The organism is Ferrovibrio sp., from assembly GCF_965278975.1.
Taxonomy (GTDB): Bacteria; Pseudomonadota; Alphaproteobacteria; order Ferrovibrionales; family Ferrovibrionaceae; genus Ferrovibrio.
In genome coordinates, this window is sequence record NZ_OZ257126.1 from 3,818,953 (window position 1) to 3,840,200 (window position 21,248).

The 21,248-nt window shown below is 63.3% G+C and carries 17 protein-coding genes; 10 read left to right on the top strand and 7 right to left on the bottom strand.

What is annotated here, in order from left to right:
- Window position 1 precedes the first annotated feature (1 nt).
- The 3 genes from motA to ACQY7X_RS18185 all read right to left on the bottom strand — a co-directional run bounded on the left by motA (window position 2) and on the right by ACQY7X_RS18185 (window position 4,186).
- Window positions 2-862 carry a flagellar motor stator protein MotA gene (gene motA, locus ACQY7X_RS18175; protein ID WP_428246826.1) on the bottom strand — a complete coding sequence of 287 codons (861 nt, stop codon included), beginning with the start codon at window positions 860-862 and terminating at the stop codon, window positions 2-4.
- Between the two features lie 119 nt (window positions 863-981).
- Window positions 982-3,426 (bottom strand): penicillin acylase family protein, encoded by a 2,445-nt coding sequence (locus ACQY7X_RS18180; RefSeq protein ID WP_428246827.1) that lies wholly within the window; start codon window positions 3,424-3,426, stop codon window positions 982-984.
- Between the two features lie 181 nt (window positions 3,427-3,607).
- Window positions 3,608-4,186: a hypothetical protein gene (locus tag ACQY7X_RS18185; protein ID WP_428246828.1), complete on the bottom strand. Its 579-nt coding sequence runs from the start codon at window positions 4,184-4,186 to the stop codon at window positions 3,608-3,610.
- 188 nt (window positions 4,187-4,374) lie between these two features.
- On the opposite strand from ACQY7X_RS18185, the gene ACQY7X_RS18190 reads away from it, so the two are divergent.
- Window positions 4,375-5,256 carry an NAD(P)-dependent oxidoreductase gene (locus tag ACQY7X_RS18190; protein ID WP_428246829.1) on the top strand — a complete coding sequence of 294 codons (882 nt, stop codon included), beginning with the start codon at window positions 4,375-4,377 and terminating at the stop codon, window positions 5,254-5,256.
- Between the two features lie 79 nt (window positions 5,257-5,335).
- Here the strand turns inward: ACQY7X_RS18190 and ACQY7X_RS18195 are convergent, their stop codons facing one another.
- Complete coding sequence (locus ACQY7X_RS18195) at window positions 5,336-5,881, bottom strand: MarR family winged helix-turn-helix transcriptional regulator (RefSeq protein WP_428246830.1); 546 nt, start codon at window positions 5,879-5,881, stop codon at window positions 5,336-5,338.
- Window positions 5,882-5,951: 70 nt separating this feature from the next.
- On the opposite strand from ACQY7X_RS18195, the gene ACQY7X_RS18200 reads away from it, so the two are divergent.
- The gene (locus tag ACQY7X_RS18200; RefSeq protein ID WP_428246831.1) at window positions 5,952-6,920 is read left to right on the top strand and encodes a Bug family tripartite tricarboxylate transporter substrate binding protein; all 969 of its coding nucleotides are present in this window, start codon (window positions 5,952-5,954) and stop codon (window positions 6,918-6,920) included.
- Between the two features lie 16 nt (window positions 6,921-6,936).
- Window positions 6,937-8,265 (top strand): sulfatase family protein, encoded by a 1,329-nt coding sequence (locus ACQY7X_RS18205; protein ID WP_428246832.1) that lies wholly within the window; start codon window positions 6,937-6,939, stop codon window positions 8,263-8,265.
- Between the two features lie 23 nt (window positions 8,266-8,288).
- Here the strand turns inward: ACQY7X_RS18205 and hemB are convergent, their stop codons facing one another.
- The 3 genes from hemB to ACQY7X_RS18220 form a co-directional block, all read right to left on the bottom strand.
- Window positions 8,289-9,305 (bottom strand): porphobilinogen synthase, encoded by a 1,017-nt coding sequence (hemB, locus tag ACQY7X_RS18210; RefSeq protein WP_428246833.1) that lies wholly within the window; start codon window positions 9,303-9,305, stop codon window positions 8,289-8,291.
- The gene (locus ACQY7X_RS18215) at window positions 9,306-9,548 is read right to left on the bottom strand and encodes a helix-turn-helix transcriptional regulator (RefSeq protein ID WP_428246834.1); all 243 of its coding nucleotides are present in this window, start codon (window positions 9,546-9,548) and stop codon (window positions 9,306-9,308) included. It abuts the gene before it with no gap.
- Window positions 9,549-9,614: 66 nt separating this feature from the next.
- Window positions 9,615-12,377, bottom strand: a complete 2,763-nt coding sequence (locus ACQY7X_RS18220; RefSeq protein ID WP_428246835.1) for an ATP-binding protein — start codon at window positions 12,375-12,377, stop codon at window positions 9,615-9,617.
- A gap of 288 nt (window positions 12,378-12,665) precedes the next feature.
- On the opposite strand from ACQY7X_RS18220, the gene ACQY7X_RS18225 reads away from it, so the two are divergent.
- From ACQY7X_RS18225 to ACQY7X_RS18255, 7 genes are all read left to right on the top strand, one after another.
- Window positions 12,666-14,165: a CoA-acylating methylmalonate-semialdehyde dehydrogenase gene (locus tag ACQY7X_RS18225; protein WP_428246836.1), complete on the top strand. Its 1,500-nt coding sequence runs from the start codon at window positions 12,666-12,668 to the stop codon at window positions 14,163-14,165.
- Window positions 14,166-14,169: 4 nt separating this feature from the next.
- Window positions 14,170-15,321 (top strand): acyl-CoA dehydrogenase family protein, encoded by a 1,152-nt coding sequence (locus tag ACQY7X_RS18230; protein WP_428246837.1) that lies wholly within the window; start codon window positions 14,170-14,172, stop codon window positions 15,319-15,321.
- 11 nt (window positions 15,322-15,332) lie between these two features.
- The gene (locus ACQY7X_RS18235) at window positions 15,333-16,379 is read left to right on the top strand and encodes an enoyl-CoA hydratase/isomerase family protein (protein WP_428246838.1); all 1,047 of its coding nucleotides are present in this window, start codon (window positions 15,333-15,335) and stop codon (window positions 16,377-16,379) included.
- 27 nt (window positions 16,380-16,406) lie between these two features.
- On the top strand, window positions 16,407-17,300 hold the full coding sequence (gene mmsB / locus ACQY7X_RS18240; protein WP_428246839.1) for a 3-hydroxyisobutyrate dehydrogenase: 894 nt from the start codon (window positions 16,407-16,409) through the stop codon (window positions 17,298-17,300).
- Complete coding sequence (locus ACQY7X_RS18245) at window positions 17,300-18,085, top strand: enoyl-CoA hydratase/isomerase family protein (RefSeq protein ID WP_428246840.1); 786 nt, start codon at window positions 17,300-17,302, stop codon at window positions 18,083-18,085. The genes mmsB and ACQY7X_RS18245 overlap by 1 nt, the downstream gene beginning before the upstream one ends.
- Before the next feature lie 203 nt (window positions 18,086-18,288).
- The gene (locus ACQY7X_RS18250) at window positions 18,289-19,527 is read left to right on the top strand and encodes a pentapeptide repeat-containing protein (RefSeq protein WP_428246841.1); all 1,239 of its coding nucleotides are present in this window, start codon (window positions 18,289-18,291) and stop codon (window positions 19,525-19,527) included.
- A gap of 158 nt (window positions 19,528-19,685) precedes the next feature.
- Entirely contained in the window at window positions 19,686-21,218 is a 1,533-nt protein-coding gene (locus ACQY7X_RS18255; RefSeq protein WP_428246842.1) for an acyl-CoA carboxylase subunit beta, read from the top strand.
- Window positions 21,219-21,248 lie beyond the last annotated feature (30 nt).

Consider the following 21,248-nt stretch of genomic DNA (forward strand, 5'->3'; position numbering starts at 1 on the left):
GTTAGACCGCCTGCACCTTGCTGGTGGCTTCTTCGACTTCGTAGAAGCTCGGCCGTACATTCGACATCAGCGACTTGCGGGCGAATTCCACCGACACGGCAGGCGCGTAGCCCTGCAGGTGGGCCAGCAGGCCGGACTTCAGGCAGAGCAGGTATTTGCCGTCATGCTCCTGGGTCGCCTTCAGCGCCGCCGCGATCGGCGACACGATGCCGTAGGAAAGCAGAATGCCGAGGAAGGTGCCGACGAGCGCGCCGCCGATCAGCTTGCCCAGCACTTCCGGCGGCTCGGAGATCGAGCCCATGGTCTTGATAACGCCGAGCACGGCGGCAACGATGCCGAGCGCCGGGAAGCTTTCGCCGAAGGCCGAAACGCCGCCCTGGGCGAGATGATCTTCCTGATGATGGACTTCCAGTTCCATGTCCATCAGGGCTTCCATCTCATGCGGGTTCTCGCTGCCCAGAGTCATCAGGCGCAGATAGTCGCAGAGGAAGTCCATCGCATGATGGTCGCCAGTGAACTTGGGGAACTGGCTGAACAGCTTACTCTCTTCCGGCTTTTCGATATGCGCTTCCAGCGCCAGCATGCCCTTGCTCTTGGCCAGCTTGAACACCGAATAGAGCAGGGAGAGCAATTCGAGGTAATCGTCCTTGGTATATTTCGGACCCTTGAAGGCCTGCTTGAAGCCGCCGATGGCGCCCTTCAGCACCGGCTTCGGATTGCCGACGATGAAGGCGCCAACCGCGGCGCCGCCGATGATGACCAGCTCGAACGGCTGATACAGCACCGCCAGCTTGCCGCCCATGGCGACATAGCCACCAAGCACGCAAGCCATGCCGACAACGGTGCCAATAACGATCAGCATGATTCAACTCCTTATCCCGCCGGGACCCTGACAAGAATCAGGGTCCTCCCGGAGCCGGGATTCGTTCACCTCTTTTTATCGTAGAGGGATGGTAAATAGAATATTGAATTCTTGGTGAATCACGGCCTTTTTGCCGCATCTGGGGCGCCCGCCGGGCGCAGCAGCAGGGTGCCGATGGCGCCAGCCTCGGTATCCGCCGGCCGCATGGTCATCGGCACATACATCACAGTTGCCCAGCTTTGCGCGAAAGACCGGTAAAATGGCGACAGGGGATGGCCCGACTGCCCGGTCGAGTGGATGAACAGCGAACGGTTGAGATCGCCCAGGTCGTAGATCGCCCGCAGCGAGGCGGCATGGACGTTGGCGAAGGGTTCTGCCGCATCATTCAGGGCGTTGCGGCCGACATTAACCGTAAAGGCATCGCCCGGGGTCGGCACGCTGGCCTCGGCCAGGCGGCGCAGCGGCGTGTTGGACAGCGGCCGATGTGTCGACTTGGCGAAATGCGCCTCGCCCCAGCGCCAGCGTGCCGGGTCCTGGCCATAGCGCTGCTTCAGGTCGGTCAGCGCCAGGTCCAGCGCCTCGGCTACCAGGCGGGGGCAATCGGCAGGCAGCCCGGTGTCGCGGTTGGCGCACCAATAGGCCTGGCCTTCGGTGTTGGACAGGATGTTGCGCATCAGCGCCGGGCGGTGCCGCCACAGCCGCTGGAAGTCGTCGCCCAGTTCGTCGGCCAGCACCAGGCGGGTCAACTCGCGATACCAGGCCTGGAATACCAGCGGTTCGACACGATTGGCGCCCATGGCGCCGTCCCAGCCGCTGAGCAAGGCGTGCATGGCGGCCAGATCGCTATTCTGCGGCTGCGATTTCAGCGGTGCGCTCAGCATGTAGGGCAGGATTTCCGCCGCCATCAGCGACACGGTGTCGCCCTGGATCTGCTTGAAGCTTTCCACCGAATGCACCTGGCGCTCACGCAGCAACTGCTCGATGCGTTGTGCGCGATAGGGATCGGCCCATTCGCTGGTGATGAAATAGGGGTAGCTGTCGGGCACGATCTTGTGGTTGGCGGTCACCACTTGGCCCGAAGCCGGATTGTAGGTCCGCGGCAACTGATCGAACGGGATGAAGCCATCCCAGTCATAGCGCGCATCCCAGCCCGGCGCCGGCGCCATGCCCTTGAGGTCGTTTTCCGGCTTGCGCTTCGGCACCATGCCCGGTGCGAAGAAGCCGATATTGCCGGCGGTATCGGCGAACACGATATTCTGCTGCGGCCCGACAAAGCCGCGGAAATTCTCGATGAAACCATTCCAGTCGGAAACATTGTCGAGGCCGGTGAGGCTGTCGGCGGAGCGGTCGTCATCGCGCAGGATGGTCCAGGCGAAGCTGAGCACATAGCCGCTGTCGAGCAGCTTCTGCGCCTGCGGGTTCACATCCGAGATCACCGGGCCGTGCCGCGTTTCGCGCACGCTGAGCACCACGTCATTCTCGCCCTTTACCTTGATGGTCTCGCTGCGCGTGGCGAATGGCTGCGAGCCATCGGGCGTGATGTAGTTCGCCGGATTGGCGGGATCCACCTTCTCGATGAACAGGTCCTGCGTATCCGGTCCGGTATTGGTGAAGCCCCAGGAAATCTTGCCGTTATGGCCGAGGATGACGCCGGGGATACCGGGCAGGGTGGCGCCGATCACGTCGCCATTCGGGCTGGAGAGGTGGGCGAAATACCAGATCGCCGGCGTGGTGAGGCCGAGATGCGGATCGTTGGCGAGCAATGGCGCGCCGGTTACCGTATGCTTGCCGCTCAGCACCCAGTTATTCGAGCCGATGCCATCAGGCCGCGCTTCGGGCAGCCGGGCCATCAGTTCTTCCACATCCAGCGCCTTCGCCACCTGGCGGTAGAGCGGTGTGTAATCCGCCAGCGATACCGGCGCGTCGCCCGGATAGGGCGGGAAGAATTCCTCGATCTGTTTCTTGTCGAGCTTGCGGCTCAAGGCCAGCCGGGCCATCTCGGTGCCCCAGTTGCCGCTCAGGTCCCAGGCCATCATCTTCAGCCAGCCGAGCGAGTCCGTTGGCGTCCAGGGTTCCGGCTTGATGCCCAGCAGCAGGAATTCCGGCGGCAGCATGCCGTCATGCTGTTCGAGGAAGGCATTGACGCCGGCGGCATAGGCATCGAGTGCGCTGCGCGTTTCGGGCTTGAGGAAATCATAGGCGCGGGCGGCGGCGCGGCGCACACCCAGTGTGCGCAGGAATTTATCGGTATCGAGTGCACGCGGGCCGAAGGCTTCCGCCAGCCGGCCGGCGGCAACGCGGCGATTGACTTCCATCTGCCACAGGCGGTCCTGGGCATGGGCGAAGCCGAGCGCGAACAGGCTTTCGTTGCGGCTTGCGGCGGTGATATGCGGAATGGCATTGCGGTCGCGCAGAATACGCGCTTCCTGGCTCAGCACCGAATTGCTCAGGGCGATACTGCCGGCAGTCTGCGGCAGTGAGGCGCGGGCGACGAAATAGGCGGCGATGCCGGCGGCGCCGGCAAGCAGCAGAAGCAAGACAAGCAGACGGAAAACCCAGCGCATGACCAAACCGGACGCTTCCTCGGGCAAGGATTACAGATAGAAACCAGCATTTTGTTGCCGTGGAAAGTTCCCTCGATTGCAAGGGAATCCACCAGCTACGCCCTTAAAGGAAGCACAAAAAACCCGCCGGCGCGAGCCGTGGGCTTTAAAAGCAGCAAGAAACAAATACTTCTGGTGAGCTTTAGGCGACCGCAACCTGACGCGAACTGAAGCCGCTGGTCAGGCCGCTGATGGCGGCGCCGAAAGCGGCGATTGCCGGGTTAGCCGGAGCAGGCGCAGCCCTGCCGGTGCCAACAGGCTTTTCGCCGGGCAGCGGCTGATCACTGCCGCCACCCTGGCCCGCACCGATGATACGGGCTTCACCGGTCGGCTCGTTCGCCGGCTTGCCGAAGCTCGGCAGCGGTGCTTCGCGCGACTGATCGTCCTTGCCGGCGCGCGGCAGGTCGAAATTGTCCGGCAGGTTCTGCGCGTATTCCTTCACCACGCGAGGCGAGGGATACTGCTGCTGGACTTCGCCAGTCTCGGAGTCACGGAATTCCAGGATTGCGAGGCGCGTCGAGGTATCGAGCCGGATGAAAGGGCTGATATAATAGGCTCCCTGCCGAGTACCGCTCTCTTCGGGGGCACTGATAACAGTGCTCCGTTGCGAGAACTCGGAAGAGTTGACGCTGGCAAAACTCGCTGATTCTACGCGGGCCTCGCGTGCTGCCGCGCCGCTACTGCCCGCGCCGGCAACTTGGCCGATGCTATTGAGCGGCATAATGGGTTTCTCCCATTGGATACGGTTTCCTAGTCCTAAATATAAAAAAAATGACAGGCGAATGCAAGCGGCAATTGCGCTGCCTGTGGTTGGGTGCCGCGACAAGACGATTGCGGCCCTTACGGAGCTGTGTCAAAGTCCCCGCCCAGCAACAATACCCAATATAAATCACATATTTAGGGGGAATTATGGCAAAGACCGCATTTATCGGCTTAGGCGTAATGGGCTACCCGATGGCGGGCCATCTGGTGAAGGCCGGCCACGACGTGACCGTGTGGAACCGCTCCGCCGCCAAGGCTGAAAAATGGGCTGCCCAGCATGGCGGCAAACGCGCCGCCACCCCACGTGAAGCCGCCCAGGGCGCCGAATTCGTCATGGCCTGTGTCGGCAATGACGACGATCTGCGCTCCGTGGTTTATGGCGATGACGGTATTCTCGCCGGCCTGGGCAAGGGCGCTGTGTTCGTCGACCACACCACGGCCTCCGCCGATGTCGCCCGCGAGATCTATGCCAAGGCCAGTGCCGCCGGCCAGGGCTTCATCGATGCGCCGGTCTCCGGCGGGCAGGCTGGTGCCGAGAACGGCCAGCTCACCATCATGTGCGGCGGCGACGCGCCGGTATATGAGCGGGTCAAGCCGGTGATCCAGGCCTATGCCAAGATGCAGAACCTGATGGGGGCGGCCGGTTCGGGCCAGCTTACCAAGATGATGAACCAGATCTGCATCGCCGGCCTGGTGCAGGGCCTGTCGGAAGCCCTGGCCTTCGGCCGTGCTTCGGGCCTCGATCTGATGAAGGCGGTGGAAGTGATCTCTAAGGGCGCCGCCGGCTCCTGGCAGATGGACAACCGCCACAAGACCATGATCGAAGGCAAGTTCGATTACGGCTTCGCGGTTGACTGGATGCGCAAGGACCTCGGCATCTGCCTGGCGGAAGCGCGCCGCAACGGCGCGAGCCTGCCGGTCGCCGCCCTGGTGGATCAGTTCTATGCCGAAGTACAGCAGATGGGCGGCAATCGCTGGGATACGTCCAGCCTGATCGCGCGGCTCGAAGCCACCAAGACCAAGAAGTAATCAGAAATTAGGGGCGTCCGCGCGATGTCGCGGGCGCTCATTTTTTCAGAGTAATTGGCTTTTCAGAGTAATTGGCTTCTCAGGCTTCATTGGGATGCAGCCGGCGCGAGCCGCCGGCCTGGCGCAGCGCCTTGATTTCAGTCGCCACCTGCTGGTTCAGCAGGCGGGCTTGCGCCGTCATTCTTTCCAGCGCGCCATCCAGCACGCGCAGTTGTTCATCATCCAGCACATCGACGAGTTGGGCATTCAATTGCGCCACGTCGGGAAATATCCGCGCGTAAAGCTCAAGGCCAGACGCCGTGATCGTTACCACCGCCCGGCGCGGATCGCGGGCTTCAGGTGTCCGGGAGACCAGATTCTTGCTGGTGAGAAGGCCGATTGCCCTTGAGGTTCGGGCGCGGTCGAGCTGGGCGGCCTCCGCCAGTGCCGAGGGCGAAAGCGGGCCGGTTTCCGCAAGCCTGGCCAGCAGCCGCCATTCCCGGCGCGTGATGCCGTGCCGACCTTCGAGCATGCGCACCACAGGGGCCCCGCTCAGGGCAAAGAGCACCTGCAGACGGAAGTTCAAAAGCTGACTCAATCGCTGTGGCGCGCGCAGGGGCGAGGGTGCGGATTTGGTCATGGCCATAGTTGATTAGATCAATTCAAGCTTCAGAGCTTACGCTGGACGACAAATTCAAAACAGGGGGGATGTCATCATGCGCCGGCGTATCCTGCTTCAAGGCTTCCTGATCATCATGCTTGGCCTGCTGAGCCAGCCGGTTCTGGCTCAGAGCGGCATCATCAAGATTATTGTCGGCTATCCGCCCGGAGCGACGTCCGATGCCCTGGCGCGTGTGATTGCCGATGCGATGTCGAAACGGCTGGACCAGACGGTGATTGTCGAAAACAAAGCCGGTGCGGGCGGCATGATCGGCAACCAGGCGGTCAAGACCGCAATTCCGGACGGAACCACGCTGCTGATGACCCCGGTGGCGACGATGTCGATCTTCCCGCATAGCTATGCCGACCGCATTGGCTACGATCCATTCAAGGATTTCGCCCCAGTGGCGCATCTGAGCAATTTTCAGGTCGGCCTTGGCGTCGGCAATCAGGTGCCGGCGAAAAACCTCAAGGAATACGTCGCCTGGGTCAAAGCCAATCCTGAGACGAACGGCTTCTATGGTTCGGCGGCGGCAGGCAGCCTGCCGCATTTCTTTGGCGTCATGTTTGCGAAAAGCGCCGGCATCACCCTGCAGCATGTGCCGTATCGCGGCACAGCGCCGTCCATGCAGGCTCTGGCGGCAGGCGAAATCGCCGCCCTCTCCACCGTGGCTGCCGATATCCAGTCGCTGGTCGATGCCAACAAGGCCCGGCTGCTGGCCGTGGCAGGGGAAAACCGCAGCCCGAAATTCCCCAGCGTGCCGACATTCCGCGAGCAGGGTTATGACCTTGTTGCCACGCCCTGGTATGGACTTTTCACCACGGCAGGTACGCCGCCGGCCACGGTACAGCGGCTGTCAAAGGCTGCAATCGAGGTGATTCAGGACGCCGAGATGCATAAGCGCCTGCTGGCCATGGGAGTCGAGCCGACCGGCTACGGACCGGAGAAACTCGCGGCGATCATGAAAGAGGATTATGAGCGCTGGGGGCCGCCGATCCGCGAATCAGGCTTCAAGCCCGAATAGCTGCCGCCAGGCCGCCATGAACCAGCGCCCCAACATTATCTTTATCGTGGCGGATGATCTCGGCTTTGCCGATCTCGGCTGCTACGGCGGACGTGTGGCTGAGTTTGGTCCCGTTTCGCCGGTGATCGATCAATTGGCGGCCGATGGCCTGCGCTTCACCGATGGTTATGCCAATTCCCCGGTATGTTCACCGACACGCTTTGCCTTGATGACCGCGCGTTACCAATACCGGTTGCGCGGTGCGGCCGAGGAGCCGATCAACAGCCGCAGCAAGGGCAGCACCACGCTGGGCCTGCCGCCCGAGCATCCGACCTTGCCGTCATTGCTGAAGGCGGTCGGCTACCGCACCGCCCTGATCGGCAAATGGCATCTTGGCTATCCGCCGTATTTCAGCCCGATCCGGTCCGGCTATGATGAGTTTTTCGGCCCGATGTCTGGCGGGGTGGATTACTTCAGCCATTGCGGCGTCAATGGCGCGCATGACCTCTATTTCGGCGAGGCGGAACAGGCCGAGGAAGGGTATCTGACCGATCTCCTGTCTCGCCGTGCCGTGGACTATGTGCGGCGGTCCGCTGCCGCAGCCGAACGCGGCGAGCCGTTCTTCCTGAGCCTGCACTACACGGCGCCACATTGGCCCTGGGAGGCGCGGGGAGATGGCGCACTCGCCGCTCAGGTGAAGGGCAACCTGTTCCACCTTGATGGCGGCAATATCCAGACCTATCACCGCATGATCCACCATATGGATGAAGGGATTGGCTGGGTGGTGGAGGCATTGCGGGAAACCGGTCAACGGGACAATACGCTGATCGTCTTTACCAGTGACAATGGCGGCGAGCGTTTCAGCGATAACTGGCCGCTGGTTGGTGGCAAGATGGATCTGACCGAAGGCGGTATCCGTGTGCCATGGATTGCCTGCTGGCCGGCGGTGATACCAGCGGGCAGCTTGAGCCGGCAGCAATGCATGACGATGGACTGGTCGGCCACCCTGGCGGAACTCGGCAGCGCCGAGGCCGCGCCGGGATTTCCTTTCGATGGCATATCGCTGAGCCGTTTGCTACGCGATCCGGGATCCCATTTCGAGCGGCCGATGTTCTGGCGCATGAAGCACCGCCAGCAGCGGGCGATGCGGCACGGTGCATGGAAATATCTGCGCGTCGATGGGGTCGATTATCTATTCAATATCGACCGCGATGCGCGTGAGCGCGCCAACCTGTCGAAGCGCGAACCTGAACGCCTGGCCGCCATGCGTCAGGCTTGGGAAGCATGGGAAGCGACCATGCCGGTCATCCCGCAGGACGCCACCGTCAGCCTCGGCTACTCCCACCTGGACATGCCACAGCGTTGACGTGATCAGTCAGTACTTGTTGGTCAGGCTTGCTTGAAAGCCCGGGCGATGTCGCGGGCGAAATAGGTCAGCACGCCATCGCAGCCGGCGCGCTTGAAGCCGAGCAGGCTTTCATGGGCGACGCGGGCGCGGTCGAGCCAGCCGCGCTCAGCGGCGCCGGTCAGCATGGCGTATTCGCCCGACACCTGATAAGCGAAGGTGGGCAGGCCGAAAGCCTGCTTCACGCGCCAGCAGATATCCAGATAGGGCATGCCCGGCTTCACCATCACCATGTCGGCACCCTCGGCGATGTCGAGGGCCACTTCGCGCAGGGCCTCGTCGCCGTTGCCGGGATTCATCTGGTAGGTACGCTTGTCGCCACGGCCCAGATTGGCCGCCGAGCCGACGGCATCGCGGAACGGGCCATAGAAGGCCGAGGCATACTTGGCGGCATAGGCCATGATCTGCACATGCTGGAAGCCTGCCTTGTCCAGCGCGGCACGGATGGCGCCGACGCGGCCATCCATCATGTCCGACGGCGCGATGATGTCGCAGCCGGCCTGTGCCTGCACCAGGGCCTGCTGCACCAGCATTTCCAGTGTCGGGTCGTTGACGATCTCGTCATCGACGATCAGGCCGTCATGGCCGTGGCTGGTATAGGGATCTAGTGCTACGTCACACAGCACGCCGAGATTCTTCGTCGCCGCCTTGATGGCGCGCACGGCGCTGCATACCAGGTTGTTCGGATTCAGTGCCTCGCGGCCGTCCTCGCTCTTGAGCTTCGGGTTGGTGGCCGGAAACAGCGCAATGCAGGGAATACCAAGCGCCTCGGCTTCGCGGGCGGCCTCGGCGGCGGCCTCGACGGTGAGGCGCTCGACACCGGGCATCGAGGGGATCGCCGCGTTGCCGGGGCCTTCATGCACGAAGATCGGCCAGATCAGATCGTCGACGCCGAGGCGGTTCTCGGCCACCAGACGACGGGTCCAGTCGCTGCGGCGCAGGCGGCGCGGGCGGCTGACGGGAAAGGCGGGAAAGCTGGGCGGCAGGCGGTCGGTGCTCATTCAGACGGCTTTATCATACCGCTCCTGAAAAGCAATCCACACCCAGGGGGAGGTACCGAAGAAACGCCCCAGCCGCATCGCGGTGCCCAGCTTGATCGGGCGCTTGCCGCTGATCACGGCGCGGAACAGGCGCGGCTTGATGCGCGTTTCGACGCGGAAGCGTTCCGGGCTGTAGCCGCGGCTGGCAATGGCCTGGAGCAGCAGCTTGGATGGCGGCGGGGTGATCGGATACAGCGGCAACATGCGGGACGCTCCGGCTGGTCAATGCCGGAATCTTCGCGCGGACCTGGTTAACAGGGGATAAAAACTTCACACGCCAGCGGCATTTAGGCGCTCGATCAATTCGCGGTCCTCGCGCAGCGGCAGGGTGAACCAGAAAGTGGAGCCTTGGCCCGGTGCGCTGACCACGCCGATTTCCCCGCCCATCAGCTGCACCAAGTTGCGGCAGATGGTGAGGCCCAGCCCGGTGCCGCCATAGCGCCGGGTGATCGAGGCATCAGCCTGGGTGAAGGGCTGGAACAGGCGTTCCTGCGCCGCCGGTTCGATGCCGATGCCGGTATCCGCCACCTCGCAGCGCAGCAGGATGGCTTCCGGATCGGCGCTTCTGGGCCGGCTGGCGGTGACACTCACCGTGATACGGCCTTGTTCGGTGAATTTGATGGCATTACCCAGCAGGTTGGTTACGACCTGGCGCAGCCGCAGCGGGTCGCCGATCAGGTGTTCCGGCACATCGTCGGCGATGACAAGCTCAAGCCGGTTGCCGGCGGCTTCGGCGCGCGGCTGGTGCAGCGCGATCAGGGTTTCCAATGCCGGGCGCAGGTCGAAATCGGTATCCTCGATCTTCAGCTTGCCGGCTTCGAGCTTGGAAACATCGAGGATGTCGTCGATCAGCGACAGCAATTCGCGTGCCGACTGCTCGGCCACCTCGGCATAACGTTGCAGATGGTTCTGCAGGCCGGCATCGCGCAGCAGTGTGAGCATGCCGAGCACGCCATTCATCGGCGTGCGGATTTCATGGCTCATCATGGCGAGGAAGCTGGATTTGGCCCGGTTGGCGGCCTCGGCCGCATCGCGCGCCACTTCCAGATCACGGGCAACCTGGGCCAGCCGCTCAGCCTGGGCTTCAAGGATATGCTGCTGCTGCTCCATCTCCATCATCTGGCGGCGCACATCCTCGATGTCTTCCATCGAACCGACCATGCGTACCGGCTTGCCCTGTCCGTCGCGCAAAGCAATGCCGCGGGTCTGGGTCCAGATATAGAGTCCGTCATCACGGCGCAGGCGGAAATCGGCCTCGAACGGCGTGCTGAATCTTAGCTGCTTGTCCATCCGGCGGCGGATCATGTCCTGATCCTCGGGATGCACGCGGTCGAAGAAATCGGGGCTGGAGAAATGGCGCCAGCTCGGTGCCTGGCCGCCGCCGGCTTCGCCCATGAAGCCGGCAATCACCAGGGTTTCGTTGCGCTGGATGTCCCAGTCCCAGATTCCGATACGCGAGGCGCGCATTGCCGCCTCGAAGCGATCATTGATCTCCTGCAAACGGGTCCGGGCATCGGCCATGTCGCGCCGGCGCAGCACCGCGCCATAGGCGAGCGCCACCAGGCCGGCAATCATCGCCGTGGCAAGCAGGCAGAACAGCAGTGTGAGGCCGGCAACGGGCAGGGCCTGAGCGGTTTCAGTGTCGCGCATCTGCGCCAGCCGCAATTGCCAGTCCGGCCCCAACATCGGCAGGGGATAGGCGCGCACCGCTTCCAACGGGAACGCGCCGCGCTGGAACTGCGTCAGGCCTTTTTCCTCAATCCGCAGGGCATAACCGAAGCCGGCGGCGATACTGGCGATGCTGCTGAAATAGCGCGTCAGGTCGATACCGCCGACCAGCAGCAGCGCGCTGCCATCGTCATGCGGCTGGGCCACCATCATCAGCAGGGCAGGGCCGCTGCCGCGATAATACCCGCCAACCAGATAGGTTGCCTTGCCGGCCTTCAGGCTGTTGCTGCGCAAAGCCGCCGCCCAGTTGCCGAGCACGGCGTCATTGATGCTGAGCGTGCCGGCATTGCGCGTTGCCTCGGACCAGAGCCGCTCCAGCTGATCGGCGCTGCCGCCGATACCGCGTGGCCCCAGGCTCCAGAGTTGCAGGTCGCTTACCGTGGCATCCGCCTGCAATACCAGGCCGGCGGCACCGCGCAGCGAACGGTCGTTGCTGGCGGCTTGCGCGCCTTCGCGCTCCATCATGCGTTCCAGGGTGCCAAGCCGGATATCCAGGCGGCGCTCGGCCTCCTGCGCGAACCAGCGGGCATGCTGCGCCACGTCGCGCTCCAGCAGGCGCTCCTCGGCCTCCGCCGTGGCCTGCCACAGGGTGAATGAAACAGCCGTGCCGAAGATCAGGATGCCGGCCACGGCGGCCAGCAATGGCGGTGGTGCGGGCAGGCGGCCCATGGCACGGAAACGCCCGCCCAGGCCGATGCCGATCAACAGCAATACCGGTACGGCGCCGATCACCGCCTGGGTATGGCGCGCCCAGGCGCGGGTTTGCGGCAGCATGTCGAAGGCGCTGAGCAGCAGCATCAGGCCCCAGGCGATCAGCATGGTGGCCGCTGCCCAGATCAGCAGCGGTGGCGGCAGCAGGCGCGATGCCTGCTGGCCTGGGCGGGCGGGAATGGCCAGACCAAGGGCGGCGAACAGGAAGCCGACCGCGGTGACCGGCCCCATATGCCCGACATGGCTCAGCAGGCCGTTGCCGGCCGCCATGATCTCGGCGCTGCGGTCCATGTTGCCGCGCAGGATGGTGTCGCCGAGGCTAGAGAGGGCCAGCAACAGCAGCAGACTGGCGGAAACCCGCCCGATCAGCATCTGGCGGGTGCCAGCCAGCAGGCCCAGGGCCGCGATGGCGCTGCCCGTAATCAGTTCGACATGGATTGGAGGCGGGCCGGGCAGCCAGTCGATCACCCCGTTCTGGCCGGTAACAGCACCCAGCAGCAGTCCCCCGGACAATGCCAGCAGGGCGATGCCGGCGAGGCGGGCAGCGCCATCGCCCCATGTCGCGGCGGCTTTGATGTCCAGAGGCTCGGGCATGTCTGGGTTCTATCGCGTATGACGTTGGCGCGCCAGCGGACTTGCAACCGGGTGTGGTGTGGGCGTGCAGGGTGGGAAAACACCCTCCGTGGGTTGCCCGCAGGCCCGGCGACGGCTATTCCTGATGCCCCCGGAGGGGAGCGATGGGTTTGGGATTATGCCCACCTATTGTGCAAAAATTCCAATACCATGCGGGCCGCCGACCTGCCATATCCTACGGCGCCACATGGAATGTAACTGTTGGCGAACCGCGAAAAGACGCCACAAGGCAAGACGGAGGAACACACTATGACCCAGGCTCTGCATCATTTCATTGGCGGCAAGAAGGTGGCAGGTACATCCGGCCGTTTCCTCGATGTCTACAACCCGAGCACGGGCGAGATTGGCGCGCGCGCCCCGCTGGCGACCAAGGAAGAGGTCGAGGCGGCGATTGCCGACAGCCAGAAGGCGTTCGAAACCTGGTCGCGCACCTCGCCGCTGGTCCGCGCGCGGGTGATGTTCAAATTCAAGGAGCTTTGCGAGAAGCATGCCGACGAGATCGCGCTGCTGATTGCCAATGAGCATGGCAAGGTGGTGTCGGATGCGCGCGGTTCGCTGCAGCGCGGCCTGGAAGTCGTCGAGTTCGCCTGCGGCATCCCGCATCTGCTGAAGGGCGAGTATTCCGACAGCGTGGCCACCGGCATCGACGTCTACTCGATGCGTCAGGCGCTTGGCGTGGTTGCCGGCATCACGCCGTTCAATTTCCCGGCCATGGTGCCGATGTGGATGTTCGCGGTGGCGATTGCCTGCGGCAACACCTTCGTGCTGAAGCCGTCCGAGAAGGATCCGAGCTGCCCGCTGCGGCTGGCAGAACTGATGCTGGAAGCCGGCGCACCTCCGGGCGTGCTGAACTGCGTCATCGGCGACAAGGTGTCGGTGGATACGCTGCTCACCGATCCGCGCATCCAGGCGATCAGCTTCGTCGGTTCGACGCCGATCGCCCAGTATGTCTACGCCACGGCGGCGGCGCATGGTAAGCGCGTGCAGGCCATGGGCGGCGCCAAGAACCACATGATCGTTATGCCCGATGCCGATATGGATCAGGCCGTGGATGCGCTGATCGGCGCCGGCTACGGCTCGGCCGGTGAGCGCTGCATGGCCGTGTCGGTTGCGGTGCCGGTGGGCAAGTCGACCGCCGACCGCCTGGTGGAAGCCCTGGCGCCGCGCGTGCGCGCCCTGAAGGTCGGCCCCTCGGTGGACAAGGATTCCGAAATGGGTCCGCTGGTGACGGCGGAGCATCTGGCCAAGGTGAAGGGCTATGTCGATACCGGTGTGCAGGAAGGCGCCAAGCTGGTGGTGGATGGCCGTGGCCTGAAGCTGCAGGGCTATGAGAAGGGCTTCTTCATGGGCGGCTGCCTGTTCGACAACGTGACGCCGGACATGCGCATCTACAAGGAAGAAATCTTCGGCCCGGTGCTGAGCGTGGTTCGTACCGAGAGCTTCGAGGAAGCCGCCAAGCTGCCGACCGAGCATGAATTCGGCAACGGCGTGGCGATCTTCACTCGCGATGGCGATGCGGCGCGTGACTTTGCCGCCAAGGTGCAGGTCGGCATGGTGGGCATCAATGTGCCGATCCCGGTGCCGCTGGCGTTCCACACCTTCGGTGGCTGGAAGCGTTCGGCCTTCGGTGACACCAACCAGCATGGTCCGGAAGGCGTGAAGTTCTTCACCAAGATCAAGACCGTCACCGCCCGCTGGCCCACCGGCATCCGTTCCGGCGCCGAGTTCAACATCCCGACCATGAAGTGACGCCGTGTCCTTCGGTCTGACCGAGGACCAGCGCGCCATCCAGGAGATGGCGCGCCGCTTCGCTGCGGAAAAACTGCAGCCGGGTGCGGCGAAATGGGATGCCGAGAAGATTTTCCCCGAGGCCGAACTGCGCGAAGCGGCGGCCCTCGGCTTCGGCGGCATCTATGTGCGCGACGATGTCGGCGGCTCGGACCTGACCCGGCTTGATGCCGCGCTGATCTTCGAGGAACTGGCCGCCGGCTGCACGTCCACGGCCGCCTATATCTCGATCCACAACATGGCGGCGTGGATGATCGACCGCTTCGGCAACGAGGAACAGCGCCAGCGTTTCCTGCCCAAGCTGACCAGCATGGAGCATTTCGCGTCCTACTGCCTCACCGAGCCCAATGCCGGCTCGGATGCCGCCGCCTTGCAGACCCGAGCCGTGGATGATGGCGATTACTATGTGCTGAACGGCACCAAGGCGTTCATTTCCGGCGGCGGGCGTTCAGACATATACGTCTGCATGGTGCGCACCGGCGAGCCGGGCGCGCGCGGTGTTTCCTGCATCGTGGTGGAAAATGGCACGCCGGGCCTGAGTTTTGGCGCGCAGGAGAAGAAGCTCGGCTGGAATTCGCAGCCTACCGCCATGGTGATCTTCGAGGATTGCCGTGTGCCGAAGATCAATCGTATCGGCGCCGAAGGCGAGGGCTTCCGCATCGCCATGGCCGGCCTGGATGGGGGGCGGCTGAATATCGGCGCCTGCTCGATTGGCGCTGCCAAGGCCTGCCTCACCATAGCCCGCGAGCATGTCGCCACCCGCAAGCAATTCGGCAATGCTATCGCCAGCTTCCAGGCGACGCAGTTCAAGCTTGCCGACATGGCCACCGATCTGGCCGCCGCTCGGCTGATGATCCGCAATGCCGCCGCCATGCTGGACGCCAAACATGCCGAGGCGACGATGTATTGCGCCATGGCCAAGCGGTTCGCCACCGATGCCGGCTTCGCCATCTGCAACGAGGCTTTGCAGTTGCATGGCGGCTACGGCTATCTGAAGGATTATCCGGTGGAACGCTATCTGCGCGATGCCCGCGTCCACCAGATACTTGAAGGCACCAACGAGATCATGCGCGTGATCGTGTCGCGGTCGCTGCTGTCTGGCTCATTCCTGGATTGAGACAATAAACCATGACCGATGAGATTCTGTTTTCCGTTCAGAACGGGCTAGGCATCATCCAGCTTAACCGCCCGGCGGCACTGAACGCACTGAATCAGGCGATGTGCGTGCCCCTGGAAAAAACCCTGCGGCAATGGAGCGCGGATGCCGCGATCAAGGCAGTGCTGATCAAGGGCACTGGCGAGAAGGCGTTCTGCGCCGGTGGCGATATCCGCCATCTCACGGCGCCGGGTGAGGAAGGCCGTGCCGGTGCGCGCGCCTTCTGGAACACGGAATACCGCGCCAATACCCTGATCGCTGAAATGCAAAAGCCGTTCATCGCGCTGATCGACGGCATCTTCATGGGCGGCGGCGTCGGTCTTTCGGTGCATGGCAGCCATCGCGTGATCAGCGAGCAGGTTCTGTTCGCCATGCCGGAAACCGGCATCGGCCTGTTTCCCGATGTTGGCGGCACCTATTTCCTGCCGCGCCTCAAGGGTGAACTCGGCACTTATCTCGGCCTCACCGGCGCGCGGCTGAAATCGGCCGATGTGCTGCATGCCGGCATCGCCACCCATTGCGTCAAGCGTGCCGACCATGCCGCCCTGGAAGCGGCGCTGATCGCCGCGCCGCTCAGCGACAAGGCGGCGGTGGATGCTGTGATCATGCCGTTCCAGCATGATCCGGGCGCCGCGCCGCTGGCACCGCATCTTGGCCTGATCGACTTGCTGTTCGCCGGTGACAGCGTGGCCGGAATCATGCAGAAGCTTGAAGCATCGGATGGTTTTGGTGTTGAGCAGGCCAAGCTGATCCGCACCAAGTCGCCGACCTCCGTGAAACTGACCTTCGCGCAGCTCCGCCGTGGCCGACAGTTGAATTTCCGCGACTGCATGAAGCTGGAATGGCGCATGTGCAACCATGTGCTCAGCGGGCATGACTTCTATGAAGGCGTGCGTGCGGTGATCGTTGACAAGGATCATGCGCCGCGCTGGCAGCCGGCGACACTGGAAGCAGTTGAGGATGCCTATATCGAAAGCTATTTCGCCGCCCTGCCGGATGGCGATCTGCGCTTCGACTGATTCAGAAATAAAACAAGGGAGAGGGACATGAAGAGCATCGGTTTCATCGGCGTTGGCAATATGGGCGGGCCGATGGCGCGCAACCTGCTGAAGGCCGGCTATGCCGTGAAGGCATTCGACCTCAGTGCCGAGGCAGTTGCCCGCGTGGTGGAAGCCGGTGGCACTAAGGCCGCCACGGCGCAGGAAGCCGCCACCGATGTTGATGCCGTGGTCACCATGCTGCCGGCCGGCAAGCATGTGCGCGATGTCTATACCGGTTCCAAGGGCATTCTCTCGGTGGCCAGGCCGAACACGCTGTTCATCGACTCATCCACTATCGACGTGAAAACGGCGCGCGAAGTTATTGCCGCTGCCGAGGCCAAGGGCATGCGCATGCTGGACGCACCGGTTTCCGGCGGCGTTGCCGGGGCTGAGAATGCCGCGCTCACCTTCATGGTCGGTGGCCGCGACGATGCCTTTGCTGCGGCCAAGCCGCTGCTGGAAAAGATGGGCAAGAAGATCGTGCATGCCGGAGGCGCCGGTAACGGCCAGGTCGCCAAGGTGTGCAACAACATGGTGCTCGGTATCACCATGAACGCGATCTCGGAAGCCTTCGTGATGGGCGAGAAGCTCGGCCTGGCGCCGCAGGCGATGTTCGATATCGTGTCGGCTTCCTCGGGCTCCTGCTGGGCGCTGATCAACCATTGCCCGGTGCCCGGTCCGGTGCCGACCTCGGCCGCCAACCGCGATTACAAGCCGGGCTTTGCCGCTGATCTGATGCTCAAGGACCTCAAGCTGTCGCAGGAAGCGGCGCGTGCCGCTGGCGTCGTCACGCCGCTGGGCGCGGAAGCCACCGCGCTCTATTCCGAATTCGTCAATGCCGGCAATGGCGCGCTCGATTACTCGGCAATCATCAAGTCGGTGCAGAGCGGAACGAAATAATGCTCAGCCTGGAGCGTCGTGGCCGCGTTGCGTTGCTGCGCTTCGACCGTGGCGATGGCCGCAATGCGCTCTCGGTACTGGCAATGCGGGCGTTGCGCGAGGCGTTTGACGATCTCGCCAAGTCGCCCGAGCCGCCGAATGCCTTGGTACTGACTGGTGCCGCCGAGGTGTTCTCGGTCGGCTTCGATCTGAAAGACCCGATGCTGGCGACGATCGCTACCGCCAGCGTGCCGGAGCGCATGCAGGGGCCGCTGGCCGGCGCGGCGATGTGCAAGGCGCTGGCGGGCCTGGAATGCTACACCATTGCTGCGGTTGAGGGCTGGTGCCTTGGCGGCGGCCTGGCCCTGGCGAGTGCCGCCGATCTGGTGGTGGCGGGCGAGGGCTCGCGGCTGGGTCTGCCGGAAGTGGATCGCGGCATGAACCTGAGCTGGACGGCGTTGCCGCGCCTCATCGCGCGCTGCGGTCCGGCCGCGGCGAAGCGGCTTTCGATCCTGGGTGAAGTTTCAGATAGTGGAACATTGCAGCGGCTTGGCGCTGTCGATGAAGTGGTGGCGGATGGTTCCGCGTTGGAACGCGCGCTGGCACTGGCTGAAATCGCGGCAGCGAAACCACCGCTCGCGGTGCGCATGATCAAGCGCGGCGCCAATGCATACACTGAAGGTTTGATTCAGATGTCCTCTGCTCTGGATGCAGAGCAATTCGCTCTGATGACGCTGAGTGAGGATTTCGCCGAGAGCCTGGCGGCTTTCAAGGCCAAGCGCCCGCCTGACTTTCGCGGTCGCTAGGGCGGTCGGAGAATCGGTCAAAATCTGTCATATTGCCGATAAGATGCTGTAATTAATAATAAATATCCAGTTCCCCGGGCCCTGGTAGCGGGCGTATGATCCTTCGCATTCAAATGAATCGGCTGGGTGACGAAGCGGGGGATGCTGCGTCGCACAGTGAGCTTGTACCGTTTATCGGGGGATGACGCGTGACGGCGTCTCGTATGGAAAACAGGCAGCGTCCAAAAGTTGGCTATGGCGAGTTGCTCGCCGCGATTGCCGACCATGAGAAGTATCGTCAGCGCCTCGCTGGCGGACGGCGCTCTATTTTTCAGTTCCGTGATCTTTCCAATCTGACCATGGCCGGTGCCGATCTGGCCGGCGCCGATTTCACCGGCTGCAAGATGCAGGGTGTGAACCTGGCCGAGACCAATCTGAGCCAGGCCGTGCTCTATGCCTGCGATCTGCGCGGCGCCAACCTGCAGGGCGCACGGCTGGAACGAGCCGATCTGCGCGGCGCTTCTTTGCGCGGCGCCGACCTGACCGGCGCGCGGCTGCTGGATGCCGACATGCGCGATGGTGTGGTGGCCGAGCGCGATAAATACGGCAACGTCCATATCAAGAAGCCGGACCATGATCCGGTCGATCTTGGCGGCGCCAAGATGATTGCCGTGGATCTCACCGGCGCCGATCTTTCCGGCGTTGCCGCCGGGCGCACCGATTTCACCGATGCGATCATGGTGAACTGCATCCTGACGCGCGCCAATCTTTCTGCCGCGCGCCTGGAAGGCGCCAACCTCTCCGGTGCTGATCTTTCCGGTGCCAACCTCAAGGATGCCACGTTGCGCGGCGCCGTTATGGTCGGCGCCAAGATGGAAAATGCGCTGCTGGCCGGCACCGATGTGGCAGGCGTGCTGGACGACAAGCCGCAAGGCCGGCCGCTGGCCGATCTTGGTGTGCCGATCGATGAGGCACTGAAGCTTTATGCGCAGTGGCTTGGCACCGGCGGCGAGCAGGGCAGGCTGTTCGATTTCAGCGAACTTGATCTGCGCGCCATCGGGCCGAAGCCCGGTGTGATCCTTACCGGCGCCAATCTCAAAGGGGCGATCCTCCAGGGCCTGAACCTGCAGCGTGCCATGCTGCAAGGCTCCAAGCTGATGGAAGCCGACCTGCGCGACTGCAATCTGGTGGGGGCGGACCTGCGCGGCGCCAACCTTACGGGGGCGCAGATGGTGCGGGCCGATCTGCGCGATGCCAATCTCGGACCACTGGTGATGCCGGGCAACCGGCTGTTTCCGGCCAACATGACCGGCGCGGTGCTGCGCGGCGCCGATATGCGCGGCGCACAGTTGCGCAGTGCGGTGATGGACGAGGTCGATCTTGCCCGCGCCATGCTGGATGGTGCCGACCTGACCGACTGCCGGCTGCCCGAAGCGCCGGTATCCGGGCGCCGCAAGGCCTGATTTCCGCCATAGGCTGAACTGTTCGCCTACCGACGATCTGACCGGATCGGCGAGTAATTTGTTGCGCTTCTGGCTATTTTGCAGTGCGATACATTGTGCTATTCGAGAGAAATCTAACGCGTGTAAGGTAGCCCGACAGGGCAACAGGGGGACGTGTAATGCAGGACATTATCCGGCAACTTGAGGACAAGCGTGCTGAGGCGCGCGCCGGTGGCGGCGACAAGCGCATCGCCGCGCAGCATGCCAAGGGCAAGCTGACCGCGCGGGAACGCATAGACCTGCTGCTCGATCCCGGCTCCTTCGAGGAGTGGGACATGTTCATGGAGCATGACTGCACCGATTTCGGCATGGCCGAGCAGAAGGTGGCCGGCGATGGCGTGGTTACCGGTTCGGGCACCATCAATGGCCGTCTGGTCTTCGTCTTCAGCCAGGATTTCACCGTGTTCGGCGGCTCGCTCTCGGCCAGCCATGCCAAGAAGATCTGCAAGATCATGGATCAGGCGCTCAAAGTTGGCGCACCCGTCATCGGCCTCAACGATTCCGGCGGCGCCCGCATCCAGGAAGGCGTTGACAGCCTTGCCGGCTATGCCGAGGTGTTCCAGCGCAATGTACTGGCCTCCGGCGTGGTGCCGCAGATTTCAGTGATCATGGGGCCCTGTGCCGGTGGCGCGGTGTATTCCCCGGCAATGACCGACTTCATCTTCATGGTGAAGGACAGCTCGTACATGTTCGTCACCGGCCCGGATGTGGTGAAGACGGTGACGCAGGAAGTGGTGACCCAGGAACAGCTGGGCGGCGCGGTGACGCATACCACCAAGTCCTCGGTGGCCGACAATGCCTATGAGAATGATGTCGAGGCTTTGGTGCAGGTACGCCGCCTGATGGGCTTCCTGCCGCTCAGCAACCGGGAGAAGCCGCCGGCGCGCGAAAGCTTCGATCCGATCGAGCGCCAGGAAGCTTCCCTCGATACCCTGGTGCCGCCGAACCCGAACAAGCCCTACGACATGAAGGAGCTGATCGAGAAGGTGGTCGATGACGGCGACTTCTTCGAAATCCAGCCGAGCTTCGCCAAGAATATCCTCACCGGTTTTGCCCGCATCGGCGGCCAGCCGGTGGGCATCGTCGCCAACCAGCCGATGGTGCTGGCCGGTTGCCTCGATATCGATTCCAGCCGCAAGGCGGCGCGCTTCGTGCGCTTCTGCGATTGCTATGAAATCCCCATCGTCACCTTCGTCGATGTGCCCGGCTTCCTGCCCGGCACGGCGCAGGAATATGGCGGCATCATCAAGCATGGCGCCAAGCTGCTGTTCGCCTATGCCGAGGCGACGGTGCCGAAGGTCACCGTGATCACCCGCAAGGCCTATGGCGGCGCCTATGACGTGATGAGCTCGAAGCATCTGCGCGGCGACGTGAACTACGCCTGGCCTTCGGCGGAAATCGCCGTGATGGGCCCCAAGGGCGCGGTGGAAATCATCTTCCGCTCGGAAATCGGCGATGCCGCCAAGATCGCGGCGCGCACCGAGGAATACCGGCAGAAATTCGCCAATCCGTTCGTTGCCGGCCATCGCGGCTTCATCGACGACGTGATCATGCCGCATAACACGCGCTACCGGATTGCGCGCTCCCTCGCCATGCTGCGAGACAAGGAGTTGCAGAATCCGTGGAAGAAGCACGACAACATTCCGCTGTGAGCGAGCGCAAAACCATGGCCAAGAAGACCC